Annotated in this window: 20 protein-coding genes; 12 read left to right on the forward strand and 8 right to left on the reverse strand. The window is 69.9% G+C overall.

All coding sequences use genetic code 11. The features are described from left to right. Window positions 1-16: 16 nt before the first annotated feature. Window positions 17-4,024 carry an NACHT domain-containing protein gene (locus LCHO_RS16385; protein WP_012348291.1) on the reverse strand — a complete coding sequence of 1,336 codons (4,008 nt, stop codon included), beginning with the start codon at window positions 4,022-4,024 and terminating at the stop codon, window positions 17-19. Window positions 4,025-4,070: 46 nt separating this feature from the next. Then, the gene (locus LCHO_RS16390; RefSeq protein WP_012348292.1) at window positions 4,071-4,949 is read right to left on the reverse strand and encodes a MurR/RpiR family transcriptional regulator; all 879 of its coding nucleotides are present in this window, start codon (window positions 4,947-4,949) and stop codon (window positions 4,071-4,073) included. 211 nt (window positions 4,950-5,160) lie between these two features. Here LCHO_RS16390 and LCHO_RS16395 point away from each other — a divergent pair, with 211 nt between their 5' ends. From LCHO_RS16395 to LCHO_RS16410, 4 genes are read left to right on the forward strand one after another with little or no spacing between them, the layout of a single operon-like run. After that, complete coding sequence (locus LCHO_RS16395; protein ID WP_012348293.1) at window positions 5,161-6,438, forward strand: NAD(P)/FAD-dependent oxidoreductase; 1,278 nt, start codon at window positions 5,161-5,163, stop codon at window positions 6,436-6,438. Between the two features lie 48 nt (window positions 6,439-6,486). Then, window positions 6,487-7,284: a 3-methyl-2-oxobutanoate hydroxymethyltransferase gene (locus LCHO_RS16400; protein ID WP_012348294.1), complete on the forward strand. Its 798-nt coding sequence runs from the start codon at window positions 6,487-6,489 to the stop codon at window positions 7,282-7,284. 44 nt (window positions 7,285-7,328) lie between these two features. Continuing rightward, a complete protein-coding gene (gene purU, locus LCHO_RS16405; protein WP_012348295.1) occupies window positions 7,329-8,177 on the forward strand; it encodes a formyltetrahydrofolate deformylase in 849 nt (282 codons plus the stop codon). Continuing rightward, window positions 8,174-9,175, forward strand: coding sequence for a xylose isomerase (locus LCHO_RS16410; protein ID WP_012348296.1), 1,002 nt, complete (start codon window positions 8,174-8,176; stop codon window positions 9,173-9,175). The genes purU and LCHO_RS16410 overlap by 4 nt, the downstream gene beginning before the upstream one ends. Here the strand turns inward: LCHO_RS16410 and LCHO_RS16415 are convergent. Next, entirely contained in the window at window positions 9,150-9,896 is a 747-nt protein-coding gene (locus LCHO_RS16415) for a TerC family protein (RefSeq protein ID WP_012348297.1), read from the reverse strand. The genes LCHO_RS16410 and LCHO_RS16415 overlap by 26 nt on opposite strands. Before the next feature lie 102 nt (window positions 9,897-9,998). Beyond that, window positions 9,999-12,668 carry a cation-translocating P-type ATPase gene (locus LCHO_RS16420; RefSeq protein ID WP_012348298.1) on the reverse strand — a complete coding sequence of 890 codons (2,670 nt, stop codon included), beginning with the start codon at window positions 12,666-12,668 and terminating at the stop codon, window positions 9,999-10,001. 115 nt (window positions 12,669-12,783) lie between these two features. Between LCHO_RS16420 and LCHO_RS16425 the strand changes: the two genes are divergently transcribed. From LCHO_RS16425 to LCHO_RS16435, 3 genes are read left to right on the forward strand one after another with little or no spacing between them, the layout of a single operon-like run. Beyond that, window positions 12,784-13,740: an ABC transporter substrate-binding protein gene (locus tag LCHO_RS16425; protein ID WP_012348299.1), complete on the forward strand. Its 957-nt coding sequence runs from the start codon at window positions 12,784-12,786 to the stop codon at window positions 13,738-13,740. Next, window positions 13,725-16,157, forward strand: coding sequence for an EAL domain-containing protein (locus tag LCHO_RS22330; RefSeq protein WP_012348300.1), 2,433 nt, complete (start codon window positions 13,725-13,727; stop codon window positions 16,155-16,157). The genes LCHO_RS16425 and LCHO_RS22330 overlap by 16 nt, the downstream gene beginning before the upstream one ends. Before the next feature lie 21 nt (window positions 16,158-16,178). Continuing rightward, on the forward strand, window positions 16,179-16,955 hold the full coding sequence (locus LCHO_RS16435) for a pseudouridine synthase (protein WP_012348301.1): 777 nt from the start codon (window positions 16,179-16,181) through the stop codon (window positions 16,953-16,955). Here LCHO_RS16435 and LCHO_RS16440 read toward each other — a convergent pair. After that, a complete protein-coding gene (locus LCHO_RS16440) occupies window positions 16,936-18,378 on the reverse strand; it encodes a glycoside hydrolase family 32 protein (RefSeq protein ID WP_012348302.1) in 1,443 nt (480 codons plus the stop codon). The genes LCHO_RS16435 and LCHO_RS16440 overlap by 20 nt on opposite strands. Next, window positions 18,375-19,493 carry a LacI family DNA-binding transcriptional regulator gene (locus LCHO_RS16445; RefSeq protein ID WP_050757391.1) on the reverse strand — a complete coding sequence of 373 codons (1,119 nt, stop codon included), beginning with the start codon at window positions 19,491-19,493 and terminating at the stop codon, window positions 18,375-18,377. The genes LCHO_RS16440 and LCHO_RS16445 overlap by 4 nt, the downstream gene beginning before the upstream one ends. Window positions 19,494-19,785: 292 nt before the next feature. Here LCHO_RS16445 and LCHO_RS16450 point away from each other — a divergent pair, with 292 nt between their 5' ends. The 4 genes from LCHO_RS16450 (at window position 19,786) to LCHO_RS16465 (ending at window position 24,188) form a co-directional block, all read left to right on the forward strand. After that, window positions 19,786-21,051 carry a sugar ABC transporter substrate-binding protein gene (locus LCHO_RS16450; RefSeq protein ID WP_012348304.1) on the forward strand — a complete coding sequence of 422 codons (1,266 nt, stop codon included), beginning with the start codon at window positions 19,786-19,788 and terminating at the stop codon, window positions 21,049-21,051. Between the two features lie 28 nt (window positions 21,052-21,079). Beyond that, window positions 21,080-22,204: a carbohydrate ABC transporter permease gene (locus LCHO_RS16455; RefSeq protein ID WP_012348305.1), complete on the forward strand. Its 1,125-nt coding sequence runs from the start codon at window positions 21,080-21,082 to the stop codon at window positions 22,202-22,204. 31 nt (window positions 22,205-22,235) lie between these two features. Continuing rightward, window positions 22,236-23,111 carry a carbohydrate ABC transporter permease gene (locus LCHO_RS16460; RefSeq protein WP_012348306.1) on the forward strand — a complete coding sequence of 292 codons (876 nt, stop codon included), beginning with the start codon at window positions 22,236-22,238 and terminating at the stop codon, window positions 23,109-23,111. A gap of 72 nt (window positions 23,112-23,183) precedes the next feature. Next, window positions 23,184-24,188, forward strand: coding sequence for an ABC transporter ATP-binding protein (locus tag LCHO_RS16465; protein WP_012348307.1), 1,005 nt, complete (start codon window positions 23,184-23,186; stop codon window positions 24,186-24,188). Window positions 24,189-24,198: 10 nt separating this feature from the next. Here LCHO_RS16465 and LCHO_RS16470 read toward each other — a convergent pair whose 3' ends face one another. Next, window positions 24,199-24,510, reverse strand: a complete 312-nt coding sequence (locus tag LCHO_RS16470; protein WP_012348308.1) for a MocE family 2Fe-2S type ferredoxin — start codon at window positions 24,508-24,510, stop codon at window positions 24,199-24,201. A 29-nt stretch (window positions 24,511-24,539) separates the two neighbouring features. Continuing rightward, on the reverse strand, window positions 24,540-25,616 hold the full coding sequence (locus tag LCHO_RS16475; protein WP_012348309.1) for a fatty acid desaturase family protein: 1,077 nt from the start codon (window positions 25,614-25,616) through the stop codon (window positions 24,540-24,542). 193 nt (window positions 25,617-25,809) lie between these two features. Here LCHO_RS16475 and LCHO_RS16480 point away from each other — a divergent pair, with 193 nt between their 5' ends. Further along, window positions 25,810-26,862 carry a LacI family DNA-binding transcriptional regulator gene (locus tag LCHO_RS16480; protein ID WP_012348310.1) on the forward strand — a complete coding sequence of 351 codons (1,053 nt, stop codon included), beginning with the start codon at window positions 25,810-25,812 and terminating at the stop codon, window positions 26,860-26,862. Window positions 26,863-26,914: the final 52 nt, after the last annotated feature.

Raw genomic sequence — 26,914 nt, forward strand, 5'->3', positions numbered from 1 at the left:
CACGCGGACGAGCCGCTCAGGCGTTGGCGCGCAGCCAGCCGATCAGGTCGATGCGCTGCGCCGGCTCGAGCCGGCGGGCCAGATCGGCGACGAGATCGCGCCACTGCGGCGCGCGCAAGCCGGTCGGCCCGATCGCCTGCAGGCGCTCGAACAGGCGATCGGCCCGCGCTTCTAGCGGTTCGGCCGCGTCGGCCAGCGCGTCATGCAGCCAGGTGTCGGCCAAGGCCAGCGCCGTCGCCACGTCGGCCAGCTTGGCGATCTGGCCCAGCATCTGGCCGAGCCCGCGCACGTCGTCGATGTCGAGATGGCGACCGACATCGCGCGTGTCACGACCCTCTCGCGGCGCGTGGTCGCGTTCGATCGCCTGTGCAAAACGCCGTTGCAGTTGCGCCAGCGTGGGCGGCGGCGGGCGCGGTTCGGGCTGGTCGTCGAACACGCTGCCGTACAGGACATGGCGAGCGAGGTCGGAGTAGGCCGTGTCGTGCTCGCAGGTGGTCAGCGTGTGCAGGAACCGCCACCCGGGCATGCCATCGGGCGAGCGGCCGGCAGCCGCATCGGCCTTCGACTCGTCGGCGATCAGCGCGAACCACGCACCCGCCACGCGTTCGATGCCGCTGACGCGCCAGATCGTCATCAGGTGCCGCGCGTCGGCCACCGGATCGGCGCTGCTGCGGAACATCGCCTCCAGCCAGGCGCGGGTGGCACCGGCATCGAGCTGCCAGGCCAGCCACCAGGTTTGGGCGCGCGGCTGGCTGGCATCGTCCGGATGCCGGTCGTCGACACCCGCCGGCAGCACGATCCGCTGCCGCAGCCGCGTGTGCACCGGCTCGTGCACGCCGCGCTGCAGCAGCGAGCGGGCGACGTCCTGCCAGTCGTACGGCGACACCGGCAGCCGCTCGACCAGCCGCTGCAGCACCGGCACGGCCAGCATGTCGTCGCCCAGCCGGCACAGCGCGCCGATGACGATGCGCAGGCGCGAGCCCATCGCACGCGAACGCAGCACGGGGTCGGACGTGTCGGCGACGTAATCGCCCATCGCCGCGACCGCCGGTGCGGCCAGCGCCGGCCAGGCGTCGAGCAGGTGCGGGCCGACGTACCAGACCAGCGACCGATGACGCAGCGCCTCGATCAGCAGCGCCTGCGCGGCCGGCAGCGCCAGCAGTGCGGGCTGACCCAGCGCCAAGTAACACGCCTCGCTGACGAAGGGCGGCGCGCCGTCGTCGACCGGATCGTTCTGAGCCAGCAGCGCCGCGGCGCGTTCGAACAAGGCCGGCCACTGCGGCGACTGCGCCGGCAGCACGCCGCGTTCGAGGCCCAGCTGCGCCAGCCGCACACCCGGCGCCGGATCGGCCGCCAGCGCCTGCGCGAGCCAGCGGTCGAAGTGGGCGCCGGCCTGCAGTTCGTCCAGCGTCGCCGCCAGCGCCGCCGCATCGCGATCATCGTCGCGCGTCACGAACAGCTGTTCGAGGCCGGCCAGCGCCGCCGCCGTGTCGCCGATGCGGTGGCGCGTGGCCCACCATTCGCGCTGCGCGGCCGCACCGCATGCGGGCAGGCCTTCGAGCGCCCGCAGCGCCGTGACCGGCCGATCCGGCAAGGTGCCCAAGGCCGCGACTGCGCCCAGCCGCCAATGCCAGCGCTCGTTGCGGTGGTCGTCGTCGGCGTCGACCGCCTCGAAGACCTGCGCCACGCCCTCGCCGCGCGCCAGCCGTTCGAGCACGGGCGTGGCCGCCGGGTGATGACCGAGATCGAGCAGCGCCTGCGCGGCGTCGTTGCGCAAGGCCGGTTCGTGCAGCGCCACGTGCGCCAGCGTGTCGACCACGTCGGCAACGATCGCCGCATCGGCCTGCCTCAACCGAGCCAGCAGCCGCACGGCCAGGAACTCGGGCCGGTGCAGCAGGTCGCGCCAGGGGTCGGGCGCATCGAGCACGGCGCGCAAAAAGGCATCGCGCCCGCTCGGCTGATCGTCCAGCGTGGCGGTCGCGAAGCGCAGCACGTCGAGCCAGGTGGTGTCGAGCCAGTGCGGCGCCATCGCCGGCACGACCGCGCCCGCATCGCGCATGAAGTGTTCGGCCAGGTGCGCACCGGCCAGGTATTCGCGAAACTGCGGGTGGGCAAAGCGCAGGCTGCGCACCGCGGTCGACGCGCCCGACCCGGTCTCGGCGCGCAGCAGCAGGTTGCGGCGCGCCAGGCCGTCGAGCACCGTGCGGGCCCGGCCGAGGTTGGGTGCGTCATCGGATTGCCCGATGGCGGCGAGCGCGGTCGGCGCATCCAGTTCGTCGCCACCGGCGCGCTGCGCCGTCCAGCCGAGCCAGCGCAGCACGTCCAGGCGCTGCGCCGGCAGCAGGCCGTCGGCGGCGGCGCCCTTGGTGTCCTCCCAGGTCTCGCAGACGGTGTCCAGGCAGCGCGCGAACAGCTGCGTGCGGTTGGCCGGCAGGCCCTTGTTGCTGCGCGCCACCAGGCCGACCAGGGTCAGCGTCAACGGCGTGCGGATCAGCGCCTCGATGCCGGTGCGATGGGCGATGTCCTGGCCCAGCCGGGCGCCGTCGTCGAAGGCGCTGGCCATGAAGGGCACGATGTCGTCGGGCCCGAACGGCGCCAGGCCGAAGGGATAGAACCGGTCCGGCGCGGCGGGGTCGGCGCCGGCCTCGGGCAGCGGCAGCGGCGTGTCGCGCAAGGCATCGGGGCGCGAGCTGACGAACAGCGTGCAGCCCGGCCATTGCCGCGCCAGCTCGACGATCAGCTCGCGCACCTGCTGGCGGCGCGCCAGCGAGCCGCATTCGTCGAGCGCATCGAGCGCGATGACGAGCTGGCCTTCCTGTGCCAGCGCCTCGAAGAACGCGGGCGTCACGTCGACCAGGCCCAGCTCGTCGCGCGCCTGCGCGACCAGGTGGGTGATGAAGCGCGGCACGCTCAGCGCGCCGCCCTGCGGCAGCCGCGCCAGCGACACCCAGACCGGCACCCGCAGCGCCGCGCCGCCGGACGCGCGCGCCAGCATCTGCCGCAGCACGGTGGACTTGCCCGCGCCGCCCTCGGCCACGATCACCCCCCGCGGCAGCTGCGCCAGCCATTCGGCGCCGAGCAGGCCGCGCCCGGTCAGGTCGAAGCGCTGGCCGAGCCCACCGAAGATCAGCGTCAAGACCGAGCCCATGAACGCATCGGTGCCGGCGTCGCCGCTGGCCGCCCCGCCGGGCACGAAGCGCTGCGCCGCATACGCCGCCAGCGCCGGGATGCGCCGCGCGGCCGCACCGCCGACGGCATAACCGACATGATCGACGCGGCACAGCGTCGTCACCACGGCGCGGGTGTAGGTCTCGCGCAGGCCGCGCCAGTCGCCCGCACGGGGCAGGCGCGACACGTAGTCGGCGTCGACCTGCGGAAATGCCGTCGCGACACCGGCCGCGCGCAGCCATTGCACCGCCTCGGCGTCGTCCAGCAGCGGGTGCACCGGCACCGCGCGCAGCGTGTGGTCGTCGAGCGCGGCCGGCACCGCTTCGACCACGCCCACCAGCCGGTCAGCCGCGAACACCGCCGCGCCCGACATGCCGCGCCAGCCTTGCGCGTCGGCCGGGCGGCTGCTCGTCACCTGCAGTTGCAGCACGGCGGCACGCACGGCGGTCAGCGGATCGACCCAGGCCTCGACGTGCAGCGTGTCGCTGTGCGTGGCGGTGGCCACCGCGCGCGGAAAACCGAGCGCGTCGACCCGCACCGGCGCGCGGCTTCGACTGTCGAGCCGCCCGAGCGTCACGCCACCCGGTGGCGTGCGGAACACCGCGGCGGCGTCGGCGGGCACCAGCAGGGCCAGGTCCGTGCCGCCGCTGCCGCACCAGACCACCCGCGCCGACTGCCAGGCGCCGACGCCGGCGGGCAGGCCGTCGGCATCGGCTTCGAGCAGGCGCAGCCGCATCGTCGCCAGGCCGTCGGCGACATGACGCGCCGTCAGCACCAGCCCCGGCGCCAGCAGGTAGCCGCTGCCGTGCGAGCCGTTGGTGGGGCCGTGCAGTTCGACGATGCGGTGCCAGTCCATGACCGGCAACGTAGCAGCGCCGCCCGGATGGCGCAATGGCCGGACGTCAGGCCGTCGGCGTGCGCACCGCGGTGGTCGGCCGGTACGGCAGCTCGAGCCGATAGGCCAGCGCGATGAACAGGCTCTGCGCCAGGCCCATCGTGCTGGTGAGCGAGCGAAAGCCGAAGGTCGAGTTGTCCTGCACGATCAGCGACACGTCGGCCTCGCGCGCCAGCGGGCTCATGCGGCTGTCGGTCAGCGCGATCAGCTTCGCCCCGCGCTGTACCGCCTGCTGCGCCACCGTGATGGTCTCTTCGGCGTAGGGCGCGAACGAGATCGCCACCATCACGTCGCCCGGTCGCACCGAGCGCATCTGGCCTTCGTGCATGCTGCCGAGCGCGTTGACCAGCAGGATGCGCTTGTCGGTGTGCTGGAAGGCGTAGTCGAGGTAGACCGCCACCGGGAAACTGCGCCGCGAGCCGGCGATCCAGATCACCTCGGTCTGCGCCAGCAGATCGACCGCCTGCTTGAAACCGGCCTCGTCGAGGCTGTTGCGCAGCTCCTGCATGCCGGTGATGCTGCCGCCGAGGAACTCGTGCGCGATCTCGGCGGACGACAGCCCGCCCGCGCCCGACTCGATCACGTCGCGGATGCGCGACTGGTAGTTGCGGTTGGGCGCGATCTGTTTCGACAGGCCGTCGCGGAAGATCCGCTGCAGCTCGGTGTAGCCGGAGTAGCCGAAATGCTTGGCAAAACGCACCACCGCCGAGGGCTGCACGCCGCACTGCGCGGCAACGTCCTGGATGCCTTCGAGGCCGAGGTGGTCGCTGTGCTGCTCGACGTGGCGGGCGATCACCTTGAGCTGGCGGCTCAGGCTCTCGTACTCCTGCGAGATGCGCTTGAGCAGCTCTTCGACGGTCAAGTTCTGCGGTGCGGTGTCAGCCATGGTGCGCAGCCTGCCGGGGGCGACGTTGGAGTTATTTGATCAATTGTACGAAGCGTCGCCCACGGGGAAATGACGAATAGAACATCGTTTTCCCCTAGTACACGAGTTAGAAATTTGTTTGCATTCAACCAGGTCGATTCCTAGAATCCGCGGCAACGTGGCGACAGCCGCAACCGTGATCACACGGACCACCCGAACCGGAAGCCAGGCCATGGATGCAAGCCGCACACACAACCCCGACCGCCCCGCCGCGATGGTGATCGTCGGCGCCGGCCACGTCGGCGGGCGCGCCGCCCAGCACCTGCGCGAGCAGGGCTGGGCCGGCGAGATCGTGCTGATCGGCGCCGAGCCGGTGCTGCCCTACGAGCGCCCGCCGCTGTCGAAAGCCGTGCTCAAGGGCGAGATGACGCCCGGACAATGCGCGCTGCGCGCCGCCGCCGATTACGACCGCGACCGCATCACGCACATCGTCGCGACGGTGCAGGCCGTCGACACCGCTGCACGCAGCGTCACGCTGGCCGATGGCCGCGTGATCGCCTACGCCGCGCTGCTGCTCGCCACCGGCGGCGTCGCACGCAAGCTCGACATCCCTGGCGCCACCCTGCCCGGCGTGTGCGAGCTGCGCACCCAGGCCGACGCCATCGCGCTGGCGCCCAGCCTGCAGGCCGGCGCACACCTGCTGCTGATCGGCGGCGGTTTCATCGGGCTGGAGGTGGCGGCGTCGGCGCGCTCGCGTGGCTGCGAGGTGACGGTGATCGAAGGCGCGCCGCGGCTGCTCGGCCGCGCCGTGCCGGCCAGCATCGGCGCGCAGGTGCTGGCGCTGCACCGCAGCCAGGGTGTCGACGTGCGGCTGGGCAGCGGCCCGAGCGCATTCGTACAGCGCGCCGACGGCCGGCTCGACGTGAGCCTGCAGGACGGCAGCACGCGGGTCGCCGACACCGTCGTGGTCGGCATCGGCATCACGCCGGCGACCGAGCTGGCGCGGGCCGCCGGCCTGGCGGTCGAGCGCGGCATCGTCGTCAACGCACAACTCGCCACCAGCGCCGCGGGCGTCTACGCCGCCGGCGACGTGGCCGAGTTCCCGAGCGCGTTCTCGGGTCAGCTGATCCGCCAGGAAACCTGGCACAACGCCGAGACCCAGGCCCGCACCGCCGCCGTCAACATGCTCGGCGGCCACGAGGCCTACACGGTCACGCCGTGGTTCTGGTCGGACCAGTACGACTGGCAACTGCAGGTCAGCGGCGAGCCGGCGCTGGCCGCGAGCAGCGTGGTGCGCACCTTGGGCGAGGGCTCCGAAGCCGGCGAACTGCATTTCTACCTCGACGCCGACGGCCGCCTGGTCGGCGCCAGCGGCTGCGGCCCGACCCGCGTGGTGGCCAAGGAACTCAAGCTCGCCCGCACGCTGGTCGAACGCGGCGCGCGGCCCACGGCAGCGCAACTGGCCGACCCGGGCGTCAAGCTCAAGGCGCTGCTGTCGACGGCGGCCTGAGCACCGCCCCGCCCACCCCGACACCCAGAAGAACCCCACGGAGACACGATGAAAAAATCCAGGCGCCCGACCATCGCCGACCTGCGCGCCCTCAAGGGCCAGCGCCAGCTCTCGATGCTGCGCGTCGAGACGCTCGACGAAGCCGCGGCCGCCGAGCAGGCCGGCATCGACCTGATCTCGGTGCCGCCGGCGCTGCTCGGCCCGGCGTTCCGCGAGGCGGCGCCGACGGTGTTCGCGATCCCCGGCCTCGAATACGGCGACTTCGTCACCGCCGAGGAATACCTGCGCGCCGCCTTCACCGCGATGAAGGCCGGCGGCGACGCGGTCTATTGCGCCGCCAGCATGGGCATCGTGCGCCGGCTGCGCGACGAGGGCATCCCGGTGTGCGGCCACAGCGGGCTGATCCCGTCGCAAGCCACCTGGACCGGCGGCTTCAAGGCGGTGGGCAAGACGCTTGACACCGCGCTGCTGGTGTGGCGCCAGGTCAAGGCGCTCGAAGAAGCCGGCGCGTTTGCCGCCGAGATCGAGGTGGTGCCGGCCGAGGTGGCGACGCTGATCTCGCAGCGCACCAGCCTCGTGATGATCTCGATGGGCGCGGGCGCGGGCTGCGATGCGCAGTACCTGTTCGCGAGCGACGTGCTGGGCTTCAACCGCGGCCACGTGCCGCGCCACGCCAAGACCTACCGCAACTTCGCGGCCGAATACGACCGCCTGCAGGCCGAACGCGTGGCCGCGTTCAAGGAATACGAGGCCGACGTGGCGGGCGGCGCCTACCCGGCGCAGCAGCACCAGGTCGGCATCACGGCCGACGAGTTGGCGAAGTTCGAAGCCGCCCTGGCGCGCTGAGCGCCACCGATTCATCCGATGTCCGCCCACAGATCCACCGCGTCATGACACCGACCTACATCCTCACCCTCTCCTGCCCCGACCAGCCCGGCATCGTGCACGGCGTGGCCGGCCTGCTGTTCATGCACGGCGGCAACATCCTCGAAGCGGCGCAATACAACGACGAGCAGACCGGCCTGTTCTTCATGCGCGTGCAGTTCGCCTGCGCCAAGACGCCGCGCGCCGACCTGGAGCACGCGCTGCAGGAGCTGGCCGCCGTCTGGACCATGAGCTTCGAGCTGCACGCCGGCGCGCAGCGCATGGCCACCGTGATCATGGTCAGCCAGCACGGCCACTGCATCAACGACCTGCTGTTCCGCTTCAAGAGCGGGCTGCTGCCGATCGACATCAAGGCGATCGTCTCGAACCACCGCGACTTCTATCAGCTGGCGGCGAGCTACAACATCCCGTTCCACCACATCCCGGTGACGGCGGCAACCAAGCAGGAAGCCGAGGCGAAGCAGCTCGAAGTGATCCGCGCCGAGGGCGCCGAGCTGGTGATCCTGGCGCGCTACATGCAGGTGCTGAGCGACCCGATGTGCCGCGCGCTCAACGGCCGCGCGATCAACATCCACCACAGCTTTCTGCCCAGCTTCAAGGGCGCCAAGCCGTACTACCAGGCGCACGACCGCGGCGTGAAGCTGATCGGCGCGACCGCCCATTACGTGACCGCCGATCTCGACGAAGGCCCGATCATCGAGCAGGACGTGGCCCGTGCCGACCACAGCCTGACGGTCGACGACCTGACCAGCATCGGCCGCGACACCGAGAGCCAGGTGCTGGCGCGCGCCGTCAAGTGGCACAGCGAGCGCCGCGTGCTGCTCAACGGCCACAAGACGGTGATCTTCAAGTGAGCCTGCGGGTCGGCATCAACCTCGACGGCGTGCTGATCCACGACGGCATCCGCACGCCCAATGCCGGCACGCGCTTCGCGTGGGTGCGCCAGAGCGCAGCGTTCGACTACATCGAGAAGAACATCGATCCGGGCGAGGATTTCGCGCCCTACTTCGATTGGGTCGAGCACTACGGCGTGCCGATCGGCGTGTTCGGCGGCATCTTCTGCGCCGGGCAGGACGAGGCCCGCATGCGCTGGGGCCTGGCCACCGGCGGCAGGCTCGGCGCGCGTCTGTTCAACATGCAGCTCTACGCGCGCCACTCGAACGGCCGCCCCTTGAGCGATCAGCAGGTGGCGGATTTCTACCTCGACGCGCTCGAACACGGCGAGCCGGTCGGCTGCCTGCCGACGCTCGAGGTGCACGTGGACATGTGGAGCGAGGACTTCCGCCGCGTCGAGCGTGTGGCCGAGCTGCTGGCGCGCTCGAACGTCAAGCTGCGCCTGACGCTCGATCACTCGCACCTGATCTTCAAGATCGGCCACGCCGAAGAACTGGCGCTGAGCCGGATGAGCGACGTGGCCGACGGTGGCCGTGCCCTGCTCGCGCCGGGCCAGCCGGACACGCTTTATTCGATGTGGCTGCGCGAAGGCTGGGTGGCGCATGCGCACGCGCGCAGCGTGGCGCCGGGCGTGCCGCACAACGCGGCGATGAACCGCCGCCGCGGCCTGGCCGGCCGCGCCATCCAGTACCCGCTGATCCAGCCGCCGCCGGGCACGTTCCACGCCGAGTGGCACGAACAAGCCCTGGCGCCGTGGAAGCAGGCCGTCACCGACCTGCTGGCCTGGATGCGCGCGCATCCCGAATCGGCGCCGCAGCAGATCAGCTGCGAGTTCATCCCGTTTGCCGACTACGGCGGCGGCGGCCGCTATTCGATCTGGCACAACAACCTGGCATGTGCCGCGTGGTTGCGCCAGACCTGGGCCCACCCGGTCAGGGCAGCTCTTTGTGCAGCTTGACCGGCGGCGTGGCGGTGCGCTTGCGCATCTGGATGTTGATCACCTCCACGCCCAGCGAGAACGCCATCGCGAAGTAGATGTAGCCCTTGGGGAAGTGCACGCCGAAACCTTCGGCGACCAGCGTCACGCCCACCAGCACCAGGAACGACAGCGCCAGCATCTTGATGGTCGGGTGGCGGTCGACGAAATCGCCGATCGACTTGGCGGCGAACATCATCACGCCCACCGAGATCAGGATCGCCAGCACCATCACGCTGACCTGATCGGCCAGGCCGACGGCGGTGATCACCGAGTCGAGCGAGAACACGATGTCGATCACCGCGATCTGCGCCAGCACGCCCATGAAGCTCGCGGCCGGGCCGCCGGTCTGGGCGGCTTCTTCCTCGCCCTCGAGCGAGCCGTGGATCTCGTGCACGCTCTTCCAGAGCAGGAACAGGCCGCCGCCGATCAGGATGATGTCGCGCCCGGAAATGGCCTGGCCGAACAGCGTCAGCACCGGTTCGGTCAAGCGCATGATCCACGCCAGCGACATCAGCAAGGCGATGCGCGAGCCCATCGCCAGCGTCAGGCCGAGGCGGCGTGCGCGGTCACGCTGGTGTTCGGGCAGGCGGCCCACCAGGATCGAGATGAAGATGATGTTGTCGATGCCCAGGACGATCTCGAGCGCAGTCAGGGTCGCGAGGGCAACCCAGGCGTTGGGGTCGGCAAGCCAGTCGAGCATGGTGAAATTTCCGCTTTGGAGTTGAAAGTTGGCGTGACGGATGCATCCGGTTGATGCATCCGCCCGGCGCGGATTCTGGCTGACTTCGAGCTGACGCGCCGATCAGGCCCGGCGCCGCCAGGCCTTTTCGGCCTCGACCGCGGCCGTCACCAGCGCCGCGCAGGCCAGGCACAGCGCCAGTTCGGCGCCGCTGAGAGCCTCGGTGCGGAAGATCGGCTGCAGCACCGGCACGTAGATCACCGCCATCTGCAGCGCGAATGTCAGCGCCACCGCGCCCAGCAGCGGCCGGTTGCTGCGCAGGCCCAGCGAGATGATCGACTGCCCCTCGGAGCGGATCGCCATCAGGTGTGCCATCTGCGCCAGCGTCAGCACCGTGAACACCATCGTCTGCCAGTGGGCGTGGCCGGTTTCGAGCGCCCAGGCCTGCACGCCCAGGCACAGTCCGGCGATCAGGATGCCCACCAGCAGCGCGTGCTGCCACAGGCCGTGCGCGAACACGCTCTCGGTGGGCGGGCGCGGCGGGCGGCGCATCAGGCCGCGCTCGCCGGGTTCGGCCGCCAGCGCCAGGCCCGGCAGGCCGTCGGTGACGAGGTTGATCCACAGGATGTGGATCGGCAGCAGCGGGATCGGCAGCCCGACCAGCGGCGCCAGGAACAGCACCCAGATCTCGGCCGAGTTGCCGGTCATGGCGTAGCGGATGAACTTGCGGATGTTGTCGAAGATGCGCCGCCCCTCGCGCACCGCGGCCACGATGGTGGCGAAGTTGTCGTCCAGCAGCACCAGCCCGGCGGCCTCGCGCGCCACGTCGGTGCCGCCCTGGCCCATCGCCACGCCGATGTCGGCGGCCTTGAGCGCCGGCGCGTCGTTGACGCCGTCGCCGGTCATCGCCACCAGCTCGCCGCGCGACTGCAGCGCCTGCACGATGCGGATCTTCTGCGCCGGATCCATGCGGGCGTAGACGCGCACGTCGCTCACCATGGCGGCCAGTGCGTGGTCGTCGAGGCGGGCCAGCTCGGGGCCGCTGATGACCTGGCGGGCGGCGCCCGTCGTGCCGGCATCGGCCGCCTCGTCGGCCTCGACCGCGTCGACGATCCCGAGCTGGCTGGCGATCGCCAGCGCCGTCTGCGGGTGGTCGCCGGTGATCATCACGACACGCACGCCCGCGCTGTGGCACTCGGCCACGGCGTCGCGGGCTTCGGGCCGTGGCGGGTCGATCAGGCCGACCAGGCCGAGGAACACCAGCTCGCGCTCGGCCTGATCGGCGTCGAGCGCCCGCATCGCGTCGAGGCGGTCGATCGAGCCCTCGCGCTGCGCCAGCGCCAGCACCCGCAGGCCTTGTGCGGCCAGCCCCTGCACGGTGGCCTGCCAGGCCGCGATGTCGATCGGCTGCGCGCCATCGGCGCCCCACGCCGAGGTGCAGCGCGGCAGCACCGACTCGGGCGCGCCCTTGACGCAGGCGACCCAGCCATCGGGCGCCACGTGCAGCGTGCTCATGCGCTTGCGGTCGGCATCGAACGGCCACTCGTGGCGGCGCGGCCAGGCGGCGCGTTCGGCCACCGCGTCGAGCCCGGCCGATTCGGCGCGCTCGGCCACCGCCGTTTCGGTCGGGTCGCCGCGCCAGCCTTGCGGCGAGGGTGCGGCGTCGTTGCACAACAGGCCGGCGCGCCACAGCAGCGCCGCGGCACCGTCGTTGGCGGCCTGGTGCGTGCTCACGGTCATGCGGTTGAGCGTCAGCGTGCCGGTCTTGTCGGAGCAGATCGTCGTGACCGAACCGAGCGACTCCACCGCCGGCAGCCGCCGCACCAGCGCCTTGACCAGCACCAGCTTGCGCGCGCCCAGCGCCAGCAGCACGGTGGCCACCGCCGGTAGCGCCTCGGGGATCGCCGCCACCGCCAGGCTGATGGATGTGAGCGCCATCAGCAGCAGCTCCTCGCCACGCAGCAGGCCGACGCCGAACACCACCGCGCAGATCACCAGCACCACCACCGACAGCCGCTGGCCGAACGCCGCCAGCCGGCGCTGCAGCGGCGTGGTGCGGTCGCCGCTGGCGTCGAGCATGGCGGCGATGCGGCCGATCTCGGTGGCTGCGCCGGTGGCCACCACCAGGCCGGTGGCACGGCCGTGCGTGACGAGCGTGCCCTTGAAGGCGATGTTGCGCAGGTCGCCGAGCGCGTGTTCGGCCGCCGGCAGCGGTGCGCTGTGTTTGTCGACGGTGAGCGATTCGCCGGTCAGCGCCGACTCGTCGATGCGCAGCTGCGCCACCGCGTGCAGCCGCAGGTCGGCCGGCACCAGGTTGCCGGCTTCGAGGTGCACCACGTCGCCGGGCACCAGTTCGTGGCTGTCGATGGCCTGGTCCTGACCGTCGCGTCGCACCTGCGCACGCGGCGCGGCCAGGCGCTGCAGGGCGGCCAGCGCGCGGTCGGCCTGCCACTCCTGGCTGATCGACAGCGCCGCGTTGAGCAGCACGATCACCAGGATCGCCACCGTGTCGGCCACCTCGCCGATCAGACCCGACAGCAGCGCCGCGGCCAGCAGCACCAGGATCATGAAATCCTTGAACGGCGCGATCAGCCGCGAGGCCACGCTGCGCGGCGCGGCCGCGGCCAGCGCGTTGCTGCCGTGGCGGGCGCGGCGCGGCGGCACCTCGTCGGCGGCCAGGCCCTGGTCGGGGTCGACCTGCAGACGGGCCGCGACCTCGTGCGAGGGCTGCAGGTGCGGCGCCGGATCCCAGGCGGGTGGAACGGATCTGCCGAGCTCGGGTTGCGAAGTCATGTGGACGACTGTCAGGGTTGAATGACCGGTTGATCTTGATCTGCGGCAGGCATGCCATCGATTGACAGCCCCGCAGACGAGCCCAAGAATTGCCGATCGCCCCACCGGCACGCCCATGAAAAAGTACCTCACGTTCCTGTTTGCCTGCTGGGTGCTGTTGTCCAGCGGATCGGCCTGGCCGGCCGACAACAAGCTCAACATCGTGTTCATTCCCAAGTCCAGCGACCAGATGTTCTGGGACCTGATGCGCAATGGCGTGGAGCGCGCCATGCAGGAGGAGGGCCAGATCGACCTGACCTGGCGGGGCCCGGCCTACAACGACGACACCGATTCGCAGATCCGGATCCTGCAGTACTACACGCGAGCGGGTGTGGACGCCATCGTCATCACGCCGACCGACCGCAGCCGGCTGGTCGGCCCGGTCGAGCAGGCGGTCCGGATGGGCATCAAGGTCGTGGTGGTCGATTCGGCGCTGGACGGCAGCGGCCACCTCCAATTCGTCACGACCGACAACCACGCCAGCGGCCAGCTGGCGGCGCGACAGCTGGCCGAGCTGATGGGGCAGCGCGGCCGTGTCGTGCTGCTGCGCACCGTGGCGGGCAGCGCGTCCACCGATGACCGGGCCCGCGGTTTCATCGACTACCTGTCGGCCAACGCCCCCGCCATCTCGATCGTGGCCGACGTGTACGGCGGCGGCTCCGCGGGCAAGGCGCGCCACAGCGCCAGCGCGCTGCTGGCGAAGTCGGCCGACTTCGACGCCATCTTCGCCGTCAACGAATCGGCCACCGACGGCATGTTGCGAGCCCTGCGCGAAGCGGGCCTGGCCGGGCGCAAGCGCTTCATCGGCTTCGACTCCACGCCCTTCCTGCTGGAGGGGCTCGAAAAGAAGGAAATCGACGGCCTGATCGTCCAGGATCCCGACCGCATGGGCTATCTGGCCATCAAGGCCGTGGTGGCCGCGCTGCGCAACCGGCCGATCAAGGAAAGCGTCATCCACACCGGCACGACCCTGGTGACGCGGGCCAATTTCCGGCGCCCGGAGATCAAGAAGCTGATGTGCGTTCGCTGCTGAAGTCGAAGCCGCTGCGGCACATCGCGTCTGCACTGCGCCGGGCCGCCGGCAGGCTGCACGAACGCAGCAGCCTGCGTCGCCTGAGCAGCGGCCTGCTCCTCACGATGGCGGCCGGCCTGCTGGTGCCGGCGCTGGTCGGGGTCACGGCATTGACCGAGCTGCGTCAGAAGCAGATCGACCAGGAACTGGTCGACAAGCTCGAGAACACGGCCGTCCTGCTCGGCAGCAGCCTGGTGGTGCCGGCCTGGAACTACGACATCCAGGGCATGACCCGCATCACCGAAGCGGCCATGCTGGACCCGCAGGTGGTGCGCATCACGGTTCGCGATCCGGCCTCGGCGCCACTGGTCAGCGTGGAGCAGCCCGAGCGCCGGCGGGGCCGGTCGGTGGTGCAGCGCCAGGACATGCGACTGAGCGGCCAGGTGATCGACAAGACCGAGGTCGCGGGCAGTGTCGAGATCGAGTTCGACGACAGCCTGGCACAACAGCAGTTCAAGAACGATCGGCAGGTCTACGCCTTCATCCTGCTGGGGCAGCTGCTGTTGTCGCTGGGCCTGATGCTGGCGGCCCTGCACCTGTGGGTGCTCAAGCCGCTGACCAGCCTGAGCGCCTTTTCCAGCCGGGTCGCCGGTGGCGACTTCGAGCACCCGCTCGACTGGAGCCGGCCCGATGAAATCGGCCGTCTGGCGCTGCAGATGGACAAGATGCGCGCCGACCTGAAGACGTCTTTCGCCGAGCAGCGGGCGATCCTGACGAACATCGAACTGGGCGTCATCTTCGAGCGCGGCGGGCTGATCCAGCTGGCCAGCCGCCAGGCCGAGCGCTCGTTCGGCCACCCGCCCGGCTTCATGTCGGGCCTGCCGATCCTGGCGATCTATCCGGAAGATGCCCGCGCCGGCATCGCGTCTGCGCGAGCGATGGCGGCCATCGCCACCGGCGACGGTCGCCATGAGGAAGAGCTGATGCTGCACCGCCGTGACGGCTCGCAGTTCTGGGCCCATCTGCGCGTCCGCCAGCTCGATCCGGCCCAGCCCCAGGCCGGCTGCATCTGGGTCATCGAGGACATCTCGGCGCGCAAGGCGGTCGAAGACGAAGTCAACCGGCTGGCCTTCTATGACCCGCTGACCCAGCTGCCCAATCGCCGCCTGCTGCGCGACCGCCTCGCCCAAGCCCTGGCGGCCAGCGCCCGCAGCGGCATGCACGGGGCGCTGATCTTCATCGATCTCGACAATTTCAAGAGCCTCAACGACACCCTCGGGCACGCGCGCGGCGACCAGCTGCTCAAGCTGGTGGGCCAGCGCCTGACGCATTGCGTGCGCGAGAGCGACACCGTGGCCCGGCTCGGCGGCGACGAGTTCGTCGTCATCGTGCAGGACCTCGGCGCCCGCCTCGACGAGTGCGCCACCCAGGCCGAAGGGGTGGGCGAGAAGATCCTCGACGCACTCAACCAACCCTACCCGCTCGACGGCCATGTGCGCCACAGCACGCCCAGCATCGGCATCACCTTGTTCGCCGACGACCGCGACAGCGTCGACGACCTGCTCAAGGAGGCCGACATGGCGATGTACCAGGCCAAGACCGCCGGCCGCAACACGCTGCGTTTCTTCGACGCCGACATGCAGGCCATGCTGGTGCAGCGGGCGGCGCTGGAGGAGGACATGCGCGAGTCGATGCGGCTGTCGCACTTCCTGCTGCACTACCAGCCGCAGGTGGTCGGCTCGGGCCGCATCACCGGCGCGGAGGTGCTGCTGCGCTGGCCGCATCCGCTGCGCGGCCTGGTGCCGCCGGCCGAATTCATCCCGCTGGCCGAAGACACCAACCTGATCACGGCCCTGGGCCACTGGGTGCTGGAAACGGCCTGCAAGACGCTGGCGGACTGGTCCGCACAGGACGACATGAAGCACCTGTCGGTGTCGGTCAACGTCAGCGCCAGGCAGTTCCGGCAGCCCCATTTCGTGGCCGAGGTGATGAGCATCCTCGAGCGCACCGGTGCCGATCCGCACCTGCTCAAGCTGGAACTGACCGAAAGCCTGCTGGTGGAGGACGTCGAGGACATCGTCGCCAAGATGTCGGCCCTGAAATCGCGTGGCGTCGGGTTTTCGCTCGACGATTTCGGCACCGGCTATTCATCGTTGGCACACCTCAAACGCCTGCCGCTGGACCAGCTCAAGATCGACCAGAGCTTTGTCCGCGACATCCTCACCGACCCGAACGACCTGGCGATCGGCCGGATGGTCGTGGCCCTGGCCGACAGCCTGGGACTGACCGTCATCGCCGAAGGCGTGGAACTGGCCGCGCAGCGCGAGCTGCTGGCGCAGATCGGCTGCGACGCCTACCAGGGCTACCTGTTCAGCCGGCCCCTGCCCCGCGAGCCGTTCGAGGCCTGCTGCCGGGCGGCACGGCAGGCCGTGGCCTGAGCCGCTGCCACACTGCCGCCCATGACCGAGCTGCCCGTTCTCTGGCGTGATGAACACCTGATCGCCATCCACAAACCCGCCCGCTGGCTGGTGCACCGCACGGGCTTGGACGCAGGCGAAACCCGGTTCATCGTCCAGACCCTGCGCGATCAGCTGGGCGGCCAGCACGTCTACCCCGCGCACCGGTTGGACAAGGGCACTTGCGGCGTGCTGCTGCTGGCGCTGCACCCCGAAGCCGCGCGCGGCTTGGCGATGTCCTTCGCCCGCCACGAGGTGAAGAAACGCTACCTGGCGCTGGTGCGCGGCTGGATGCCGGCAGAAGTTGAAGTCGACCATCCGCTGCGCCCCGACGACACGCCGCCCGACAGCCCGGCGCAATCCGCCCACACCCGCTTGCGCCGCTTGGCGGCGCTGGACTGGCCCGAGGCCGCCGACCCTGGCTTCACCACCACCCGCGCCAGCCTGGTCGAAGCCAGGCCCACCACCGGCCGGCGCCACCAGATCCGCCGCCACCTGAAACACATCGCCCACCCGATCCTGGGCGACGCCACGCACGGCAAAGGCCCGCTCAACCGCTGGTGGGCCGAGCGCCTGGGCCTGCAGCGGCTGTGGCTGCACGCGTGGCGCCTGCAGATCGCGCATCCGATCACGGGCGAAGCGCTCGACCTGCACAGCGGCCTGCAGTGGGACGGCTGCCGCCTGAGCGTGGCGCCAGACGGGCCGCAGGATCTGCAGGACTGGCAGCGCGTCCTGGCGGCGCCAGCCTGGTCACCGGGCATCAAGCCACCGGCTGCTTGACCAACGGCGGGCGCACCAGACCCTCGGGCCACATCGAGCCCATCGCCCAGACGCGGCAGTCGACCGCATCCGGGCCTTCGCTGTAGACCTCGCCGAGCTCGCTGGCCGGGTCCGTGGGGTAGACGCGGGTGGTCAGGCAGACGCGGTCGTTGGCGAACACCTCCAGCATGCTGCCGTCGAGCAGCACGCGCAGCGTCAGGTCCTCGCCCGGCTGCAGCAGCAGGTGGGCATGAACGTCCTGGCGCTTGACGCCGTGTTCCAGCGAACTGCGCCCGCGCTCGATGCTCAGGCGCCGCGCTTCGGGCCAATAGACCACGCGGGTGACTTCGCTGCCGGCCGGGTTGGCCAGCAGCGTGAGACCGACCTTGTAGCGGCCGGGGGCCGCAAAGCGCGCCTCGATGTCGAGGTGGCGGCCGGCAAAGCGCCAGCGCTGAGCGGGCGCCGCGTCAGCCACCGGCTGCAACGCCACTTCGGCCTGGCGCAGCAACGCCACCTCGGCCACCGGCGCCTGGGTCAGGCCGCCTTGCGCGTCCAGGCCCAGCTGGCGCGGCACGGTCATCGCGCCGGCCCAGCCATCGGCGTCGATCAGCGGCTGCTCGCGCTGCTCGTTGGCCCAGGCCCATTGCAGGGTGCGGCCGTCGGGCACGCGGGTGGTCAGGTGCGCGAAGGCACCGGCATCGACGTCGAGCGGGCCGCTCCATTCGGGCACGAAGCGTTCGTTCTCGAAGCGGCCGACAAACGCATGGACGCCCAGGCCCAGCCACAGCGACACAGTCAGCACCCACTTCTCTTGGCCAGGACTGCCGAGCGGGAAGAAGTTCGGGCACTCCCACATCACGCCCAGGCGGCTGTCCTCGGCAGCGTAGAGCACGCCGCGGTCTTCCCAATGGATGCCGTCGGCGCTGCGGTAGAGCAGGCACTGGCCGCGCTCATGGTCGAGCGACGCGCCCAGCGCCATGTACCAGTGGCCGTCGTGCCGGAAGACGTAGGGGTCGCGGAAATCATGGCCTTCGACACCGGCCGGCGGCTGCACCAGCGTGCGCTCGGGGTGCTTGGTCCAGTGGATCAGGTCGGCGCTGGTGGCCACGCACTGCACCTGGCGCTCGGTGGTGTAGCCGGTGTAGTAGACGGTGGGCAGCCCGTCGACGACCGCAAAGCTGCCGGAGAAGCAGCCGCCCGCGTCGGGCCCGGCCGACGGCGCCAGCGCCAGCGGCTCGTCGCGCCAGGTGACCAGGTCGGCGCTGCTGGCGTGGCCCCAGTGGATGTCGCCCCACTTGCTGGCGTTCGGGTTGTACTGGTAGTAGAGGTGGTAACGGCCGGCGTGGAAGCACACGCCGTTGGGGTCGTTGATCCAGTTCTGCGGCGCGGTGAAGTGGTATTGCGGGCGGTGGGAACAGGGGGGGCGGTGGTCGGGCTGGGTCATGGCAATGAGGCGGCAGGTGTGGGGGTTGACGTGGACGCGGCGGGCGTGTCCGCTGTGGATACGGGGGCGAGCGCCGACACCGAGTCGCGCGCGATCACTTCGCCGGCGACGCGCTGCCAGGCTTCGGCCGGCGCGGGCTCGCCGGCGATGCGTTCCAGCAGGCGCTGCACCGCGATCTGGCCCATCTCGAAATAGGGCAGCACGACGGTGCTCAGGCGCGGGCGGGTGACCTCGCAGATCACCTCGTCGTTGTCGTAGCCGATCACGGCGATGTCCTGCGGCACGCGCAGGCCCAGCGTCTCCAGCTCGCGGATCGCCTCCAGCGCCATCACGTCGTTGCCCAGGCACAGCGCGGTGGGACGCGGCGTGCGGCCGACGATCTGCTGCAGCGCCGGGCGCAGCGGCGTGAACGGGTCCGGGGTCTGCAGCGTCGAGCCGATCAGCGCCGGGCAATGCGCCGGGTCGAGCCCGTGCCGCGCGCAGGCGTCCAGGAACGCCGCCTTGCGCAGCCGCCCCGCCACCATGTTCTCGTCGACGCCGACATAGCCGATGCGCCGATGGCCCTGGGCCACCAGGTGATCGACCACGCGGGCCTGGCCGAGGCCGTCGTCGGGCACGACCGCCGGGGTGTGGTCCAGGTCGAAGCAGTTGACCAGCAGCAGCGGCGTGTCCTTCAGCGGCGGCAGCAAGACCTGCTGGTGATAGGGCGCGGCGTAGATGACGCCCTCGACGCGATGCGAGGCGAAGGTCTTGAGCAGCTTGGCCACCGCGTCGGCGTCGCGGCTACGGCCGGTGCCCATGTCGGCGGCCAGCAGCGTCTTGCCGGCGGCGCGGCAGGCCTGCTGGGCGCCGCGCAGGATGCTCAGGTCCGACAGGCCGGCGCGGGTCTGGGCGATCTCGATGTCGCTGAACAGGCCGGTGATGAAGCCGATCAGCCCCGACTTGCCCGAGCGCATCAGGCGCGCGCCGCGGTGCGGCTCGTAGCCCAGCATCTCGATCGCGCGGCTGACCTTCTCGAAGGTCTCCGGGCTGATGCGTGGCTCGCGATTGACGACCCGCGAGACGGTCTTGATCGAGACCCCCGCGAGCTGCGCGACGTCGAAGATGGTGGCCATGGGGTTCTGGGAAAGGAGGGAATCCGGACAAATGACAACGTTGGACATTGCAATCCTCGGAGATCGATCCTGGCCTGTCAAGCATCGAGCCGTTTTCCGGCTGACGCAGTGAGGCCATGCGAATCAGGCCCTCATTAACACGAGAAGAACGGCCGAAACGACGGACCGACCCCACCGAGGGTTTCCACGGATTTCTGGACAAAAGCTGCGGGATCTACATTTCAGTCCGCCATGACAACATTGTCATTTGCGAGCCAAACCACCCGACCACATCCCGATCACGGAGTCCGCCATGACCGTCTCGTCCCCCCTTCGCCGCAGCCTCGTCGTCCTGGGCCTGGCTGCCCTCGGTGCCAGCGCCGCCCAAGCCCAGACCTCGCTGTCGATGTGGTATCACGGTGCCGGCAACCCGAAGGAGAAGGAGCTGATGACGGGGATCATCAGCGACTTCAACAAGAGCCAGAAGGAGTGGAAGGTCGAGCTGCAGCAGTTCCCACAGGAGGCCTACAACACCTCGGTGGTGGCCGCCGCGGTGGCCGGCAAGCTGCCTGACATCCTCGACGTCGACGGCCCGGTGATGCCCAACTGGGCCTGGTCGAAGTACCTGCAGCCGCTGGCCCTGCCGGCCGGCGCGACCGACAAGTTCCTGCCCGGCACGATCGGCACCTACAACGGCAAGGTCTACTCGGTCGGCCTGTGGGACGCGGCCTGTGCGATGTTTGCCCGCAAGTCGGTGCTGCAGGCCCACAACATCCGCATCCCGACGCTCGACAAGCCCTGGACCAAGGCCGAGTTCGACGCCGCACTCGTGACGCTGCAAAAGAGCGGCAAGTTCCAGTACCCGATCGACCTGGGCCTGGCCTGGAAGGGCGAGTGGTACTCGTACGCCTTCGGCCCCTTCCTGCAGAGCCACGGCGGTGACCTGCTGAACGCGGCTGCGCCCAAGGCCAACGGCACGCTCAACGGCCGTGCCGGCGTCGAGTTCGGCACCTGGTGGCAGAGCCTGTTCACGCGCAAGCTGACCCCGGGCACCTCGCAGAGCGGCGCCGACCGCGAGACCGGCTTCCTCGACGGCAAGTACGCGCTGCAGTGGAACGGCAACTGGGCCGCGCTGCCGGCGCTGAAGAAGTTCGGCGACGACCTGGTCTTCCTGCCGGCGCCCGACTTCGGCAAGGGCCCGAAGATCGGCGCCGCGTCGTGGCAGTTCGGCGTCTCGGCCACCAGCAAGAACGCCAAGGGCGCGAACGCCTTCATCGCCTTTGCGCTCAAGGACAAGTACCTGGCGGCCTTCTCCGACGGTATCGGCCTGATCCCGTCGACCCCGGCGGCCGCGGCGCTGACGCAGAACTACAAGAAGGGCGGCCCGCTGGAGGTGTTCTTCGCGCTGTCGGCCAAGCAGGCCACGCTGCGCGCGTCGACGCCGGGTTATGCCGGCGCGTCGGGCGAGTTCGAGAAGGCGCTGGCCGACATCGCCAACGGCGGCAAGGTCGCCGATGCACTCGACAACGCCGCCGACGCGATCGACGCCGACCTGAAGAAGAACGGCAACTACCGCTGATCCAGCCCGCAGCAACCAGGCGAAGACCATGACCCAGACCCCGACCATTCCCACGACGACGCGTGCACCCGGCGCGGCCAGCGCGCGCCGTGCGGGCCTGCTCATGGTCTCGCCGGCCATGCTGCTGATGGGCCTGTTCCTGATCGTGCCCTTCGTGCTCGCGTTCACGATGTCGTTCACCAACCAGCGGCTGGTGTCGCCCAATCCGACCCAGTTCGTCGGCCTGGAGAACTACCGCCAGATGCTCGGCCTGGGCGTGCTGGTGCTCGAACCCGAGAAGGACGCACAAGGCGCCATCGCCCGCGAGGCCGATGGCAGCCCCACCTATCCGGGCCTGCGCCAGTTCACCCGCGACAACCCCGACTACCCGCACCTGGACCGCAAGCGCGAGTGGTTCCACCTCGACTGGACCGGCGACAGCCGCCTCTACGTGCTGGCCAGCGACGTGATCTTCATGAAGGCGCTGGTCAACACGGTGCTGTTCGTGGTGGTGGTGGCGCCGGTGCAGGCCCTGCTGGCGCTGCTGCTGGCGATGCTGATCAACCAGCCGCTGCGCGGCATCAACGTCTTTCGCACCATCTACTTCATGCCGGTGGTGATCTCGATGGTGGTGGTCGCCTTCCTGTGGCGCTTCATCTATGCCGGCGACAACGGCCTGCTGAACTCGCTGCTGCAGCAGCTGACCTTCGGCGCCTTCCAGCCGGTCGACTGGCTGGGCCAGCCCGGCACCGCACTGTGGGCCATCATGGCGATGTCGGTCTGGCAGGGCGTGGGCTTCCACATGATCGTCTGGCTGTCGGGGCTGCAGACGATTCCCGCCTCGCTGTACGAGGCCGCCGCGCTCGAAGGCGCGTCGAAGTGGCAGGTCTTCCGCTACGTCACCTGGCCGGGCCTGCGCAACACCGCGATCCTGGTGATGGTCGTCATCACGATGCAGGCCTTCACGCTCTACCCGCAGATCGACGTGATGACGCGCGGCGGCCCGCTCGACTCGACCCAGTCGCTGGTCTTCCAGGCGGTGCAGCGCGGCTACGGCAAGCAGGACATCGCCGGCGGCTCCGCGATCAGCGTCTTCCTGTTCCTGTTCGTGCTGGCGATCTCGCTGGGCCAACGCTGGCTGACGCGGGAACGCCAGGTCGACAAGAGCCACTGACCGCGCCGAATCAACCCAGGAGCCTCATCCCATGAGCCACCCCATGATGCCCACGCTGGCACGCCGCGCGCTGCACTACGTGCTGCTGAGCTGGATCGCGCTGATCTTCATCTTCCCGATCGTCTTCATGATCGTGTCGTCGCTCAAGCCCGACCTGCAGCTGCTGCAGGACGCCAGCTCGCTGCGCGCCTTCCTGCCGGTGGGCGACATCTCGCTCGACAACTACCGCGCGGCCTTCCAGCGCGTGCCGATCGGCCACTTCATCGTCAACTCGGTGATGGTCACGGCGATCACGATGGTGCTGTCGCTGGCGATCTGCTCGATGGCGGCGTTTGCCTTCGTGTTCCTGGAGTTCCCGGGCCGCAACCTGCTGATGGCGGTGGTGCTGGCCACCTTCATCGTGCCCTTCGAGTCGATCGCCATCCCGCTGCTGCTGGTGGTCAACAACCTGCCGTGGATCGGCGCGGACGGCCTCACGATCGGCTGGCTCAACTCGTACCACGTGCAGATCATCCCGTTCGTGTCGGACGCGCTGACGATCTACCTGTTCGTCCAGTACTTCCGCGACCTGCCGCGTGATCTGGTCGAGGCCGCCCGCGTCGACGGCGCGAGCTACTTCCAGATCTACCGCCGCGTGATCGTGCCGCTGGCCGGCCCGGTGTTCGCGACCGCCGCGATCCTGAAATTCCTCGCCATGTACAACCAGTACCTGTGGCCGGTGATGTCGGCCCAGTCGGAGGACTACCGCCCGATCATGGTCGGCCTGCAGTACTTCTTCCAGCTCAACATCGCCTGGGGCGAAATGATGGCCTACCTGACCGTCATCACGGTGCCGGTGCTGCTGTTCTACCTGAGCCTGCAGCGCGCGTTCATCGCCTCGATCGCCTCCACCGGGGTCAAGGGTTGATGGCTCACCCCATGAGCCACCCCACCGCCCGAACCGAACCCCATCCGCCCTCCGCTTTCAAGGACCGCGACCATGCATGACGTCCGCCTCTCCGCCATCCGCAAGTCGTACACCTCCGGCACCACGGTGATCCCGGGGCTCGACCTGGAGATCCCCGCGGGCTCCTTCACCGTGCTGGTCGGCCCGTCGGGCTGCGGCAAGTCGACGCTGCTGCGCATGGTCGCGGGGCTGGAGTCGGTCAGCGGCGGCCAGATCCTGATCGGCGGCCGCGACGTGACCCACCTGGAGCCGGCCGATCGTGGCATCGCGATGGTGTTCCAGTCGTACGCGCTCTACCCGCACATGACGGTGGCCGAAAACATCGGCTTCCCGCTGACCATCGCGCGCCGGCCCAAGGCCGAGATCGACGCGGCGGTCAAGAAGGCCGCCGACGTGCTGCAGCTCGGCCCCCTGCTCGACCGCACGCCCAAGGCGCTGTCGGGCGGCCAGCGCCAGCGCGTGGCGATCGGCCGCGCGATCGTGCGCAACCCGTCGGTGTTCCTGTTCGACGAGCCGCTCTCCAACCTCGACGCCTCGCTGCGCGGGCAGATGCGCGTCGAGCTGGCCGACCTGCACCGCAAGATCGGCGCGACCATGATCTACGTGACGCACGACCAGGTCGAGGCGATGACCATGGCCGACCAGATCGTCGTGCTCAACAAGGGCCACATCGAGCAGGCCGGCTCGCCGATGGACCTGTACCGCGAGCCGGCCACGCCCTTCGTCGCCGGCTTCCTGGGCTCGCCCAACATGAACCTGATCGAAGGCGCGCTGGCCCGCGAGATGGGCTGCGAGGTCTACGGCATCCGCCCCGAGCACCTCGACATCAGCCGCGACAGCGGCCGCTGGCCGGCCACCGTGCACCACATCGAACACCTGGGCGCCGACTGCATCGTCTACGCCGACGTGCGTGGCGTCGGCACGCTGACGGTGCGCGCCGACGGCGAACAGCCCGGCCTGGCGGTCGGCCAGACCATCCACCTGAGCCCGCGCGCCGGCTTCGAGCACCGCTTCAGCGGCGGCCGGCGGGTGAACTGATCCCGCCACGTCACGCGACGTCGATCAGGATCTCGCCGCCCTCGACCTTGGCCGGATACGTCTTGAGCGCCACGCACACCGGCGCGCCCAGCGGGCGGCCGTCGCGGATGTCGAAGCGGCCGTTGTGCTTGGGGCACTCGATCACGTGCGCCTGCACCAGGCCGTCGCACAGGTGCACCTGCTCGTGGGTGCACAGGCCGTCGCTGGCGTAGACCTTGTCGTCGTAGCGGTAGATCGCGAAGGTCTTGCCGGCGTGGTCGAAGCGGCGCACGTCTTCGTCGTCGATGTCGTCGAAGGCGCAGACGGGGGTCCATTGGGGCATGTGATGTCTCCTGTTGATGGATCTGGAAATCAGGCCGGTTGCTGGGCAGGCAGCGGGCGCTGCACCGCCCAGTCGGGCTCGCGCACCTGGCGCAGCACGGCGGGGACGATCTCGCGGTAGGCCGCGAGCGTGCCGTCGTAGGCCGGCGGGCAGTCGCCCTTGATGACCTCGTGCAGCCGCGGCAGCGCGTGGTACGGGACCATCGGGAACATGTGGTGTTCGACGTGGTAGTTCATGTTCCAGTACAGGAAACGGAACACCGGGTTCATGTAGACCGTGCGGCAGTTCAGGCGATGGTCGGTGACGTTCTCGGGCAGGCCGGCGTGCTGGGTGTAGCCGAAGAAGGTGTAGAGCCAGGCCCCCACGAACGACGGCAGGCCGATGAAGAACAGCGGCAGCCCGCTCTCAAAGTACACCGCCGCGCCGATCACCGCCGCGTAGATCAGCACCCAGAAACGCGCCTCGCGGATCATCCTGGGCCACTCCATCTCCGGCACGAAGGTCTTCTCTTCGGCGTCGAGCCGGCCCAGCGCGTTGGCCACAACGCGCAGGTATTCGACCGGGCCGCCCTTGAGCGCGAAGAACTGCAGCAGCGTGTGCGCCAGGTCGGTCGGCACGCCGATCGCGATCTCGGGGTCGCGGCCGGTGACGAGCGTGTCGGTGTGGTGGCGGGCGTGGCTCCAGCGCCAGCGGGTCGGCCGGCGCAGCACCATGAAGCTGGCCACCTGATACAGCGCATCGCTCATCCAGCGGGTCTTGAACGGCGTGCCGTGGCCGGCCTCGTGCCAGCGTGAATCGGCCGGGCCGGCGTAGAGCGTGGCGTAGACGAAAAACGCCAGCCAGAACCAGCCGCTGCCCCAGGTCAGCGCCATCCACGCGCCCGCGGCGACCAGCAGCGCGAACCACAGCAGCGTGTCGCGGATGGCCGGGCCGTCGCTGCGCTTCATCAGCTCCTTCAGGGTGGCGCGCGGCACGGCGCACTTGTACCAATCGGCGTTGACGAGGCCGGCGGCCTGCGCGCGCTCACCGGCGCCGCCGATCAGGCGGTAGTCGTCGCGGCGGGGCAAAGAGGCGGCGGCGGGTGTGTTCAGGGTCTGGCTGGTCATGCTTCCATCCACTTTCATTCTTGAGTCGTGTCGGAAAAAACTTTCCGAATCCACCGGGAGCGGATGCTAGGGATCAGCGCCCTGCGCCACAATCAATTCACATCATTTGCTATCAGAAGTCATCAGCCATGCAGAGCTTCTTCATTGCATTTCCATCATCTGATCTGCGGGTCAACCCTGATCCGAGCCGGCGATGAGCCGCCGCCCGACCCTCACCGCAGTGGCCGCGGCGGCCGGCGTCAGCACCGCCACCGTCGACCGCGTGCTCAACAGCCGCCTGCCGGTGCGCGAGGCCACCGCCTTGCGCGTGATCGAGGCGGCCGAGCGCATCGGCTATCACGGCGCCCGGCTGATGCGCGCGCGCCTGCTCGAACGTGGCGAGCGCACCGTGCGCACGCTGGGTTTCTGCCTGCAAAAACGTGGCGATCCGTTCTACCAGGCGTTCGGCCGGGCCTTCTCGACGGCAGCCGCCCGCCACACGCCCGAGCAGTGCGTGGCGGTGGTCGAGTTCATGGACCAGCTCGAACCCGCCTCGATCGCCGACGCGCTGCTCAACCTGGGCACCGAGTGCGACGCGCTGGCGGTGGTGGCGGTCGATCACCCGCACGTCACCGCCGCGATCGAAGCGCTGCACGCGATGGGCAAGCCGGTGCTGACGCTGCTGTCCGACCTGAGCGCGCCGCAGCGCACCGCCTACGTCGGCACCGACGCGCGCAAGAGCGGGCGCACCGCGGCGTGGGCGATCACACGGCTGGCGCGTGGCGAGGGCTCGGTCGGCGTGTTCGTCGGCAGCCACCGCTATCTGGGGCAGGAGACCAGCGAGATCAGCTTTCGCAGCTACCTGCGCGAACACGCGCCGCAGCTGCGCCTGATCGACACCCAGGTCAACCTCGAGGACGACCAGCTCGCCTTCGAGGCCACGCTGGCGATGCTGGCGCGCCACCCCGACCTGCGCGGCATCTACGTGGCCGGCGGCGGCGTGGTCGGCATCATCCGCGCGCTGCGCGAGGAGCAGGCCCAGCTGCGCACGCCGCACATCGTGACGGTCTGCTGCGAACTGATGCCCACCCAGCGCGCCGCCCTGATCGACGGCGTGATCGACCTGGTGATCGACACGCCCACCGCACGCATCGCCGAAACCGCCGTCGAGGTGATGCTGCGCGCGCTCGAAGCCCCTGCCGACGCACCGCTGCTGGCGCAGCAGTATCCGCAGCCGTTCGATCTGTACACGGCGGAGAACGTCTGATCGGGCGAGACGACACCGCGCCTTCGCAGAGGGATCGCATCAGAATCGCGTT

The organism is Leptothrix cholodnii SP-6, assembly GCF_000019785.1.
Lineage (GTDB): Bacteria > Pseudomonadota > Gammaproteobacteria > Burkholderiales > Burkholderiaceae_C > Sphaerotilus > Sphaerotilus cholodnii.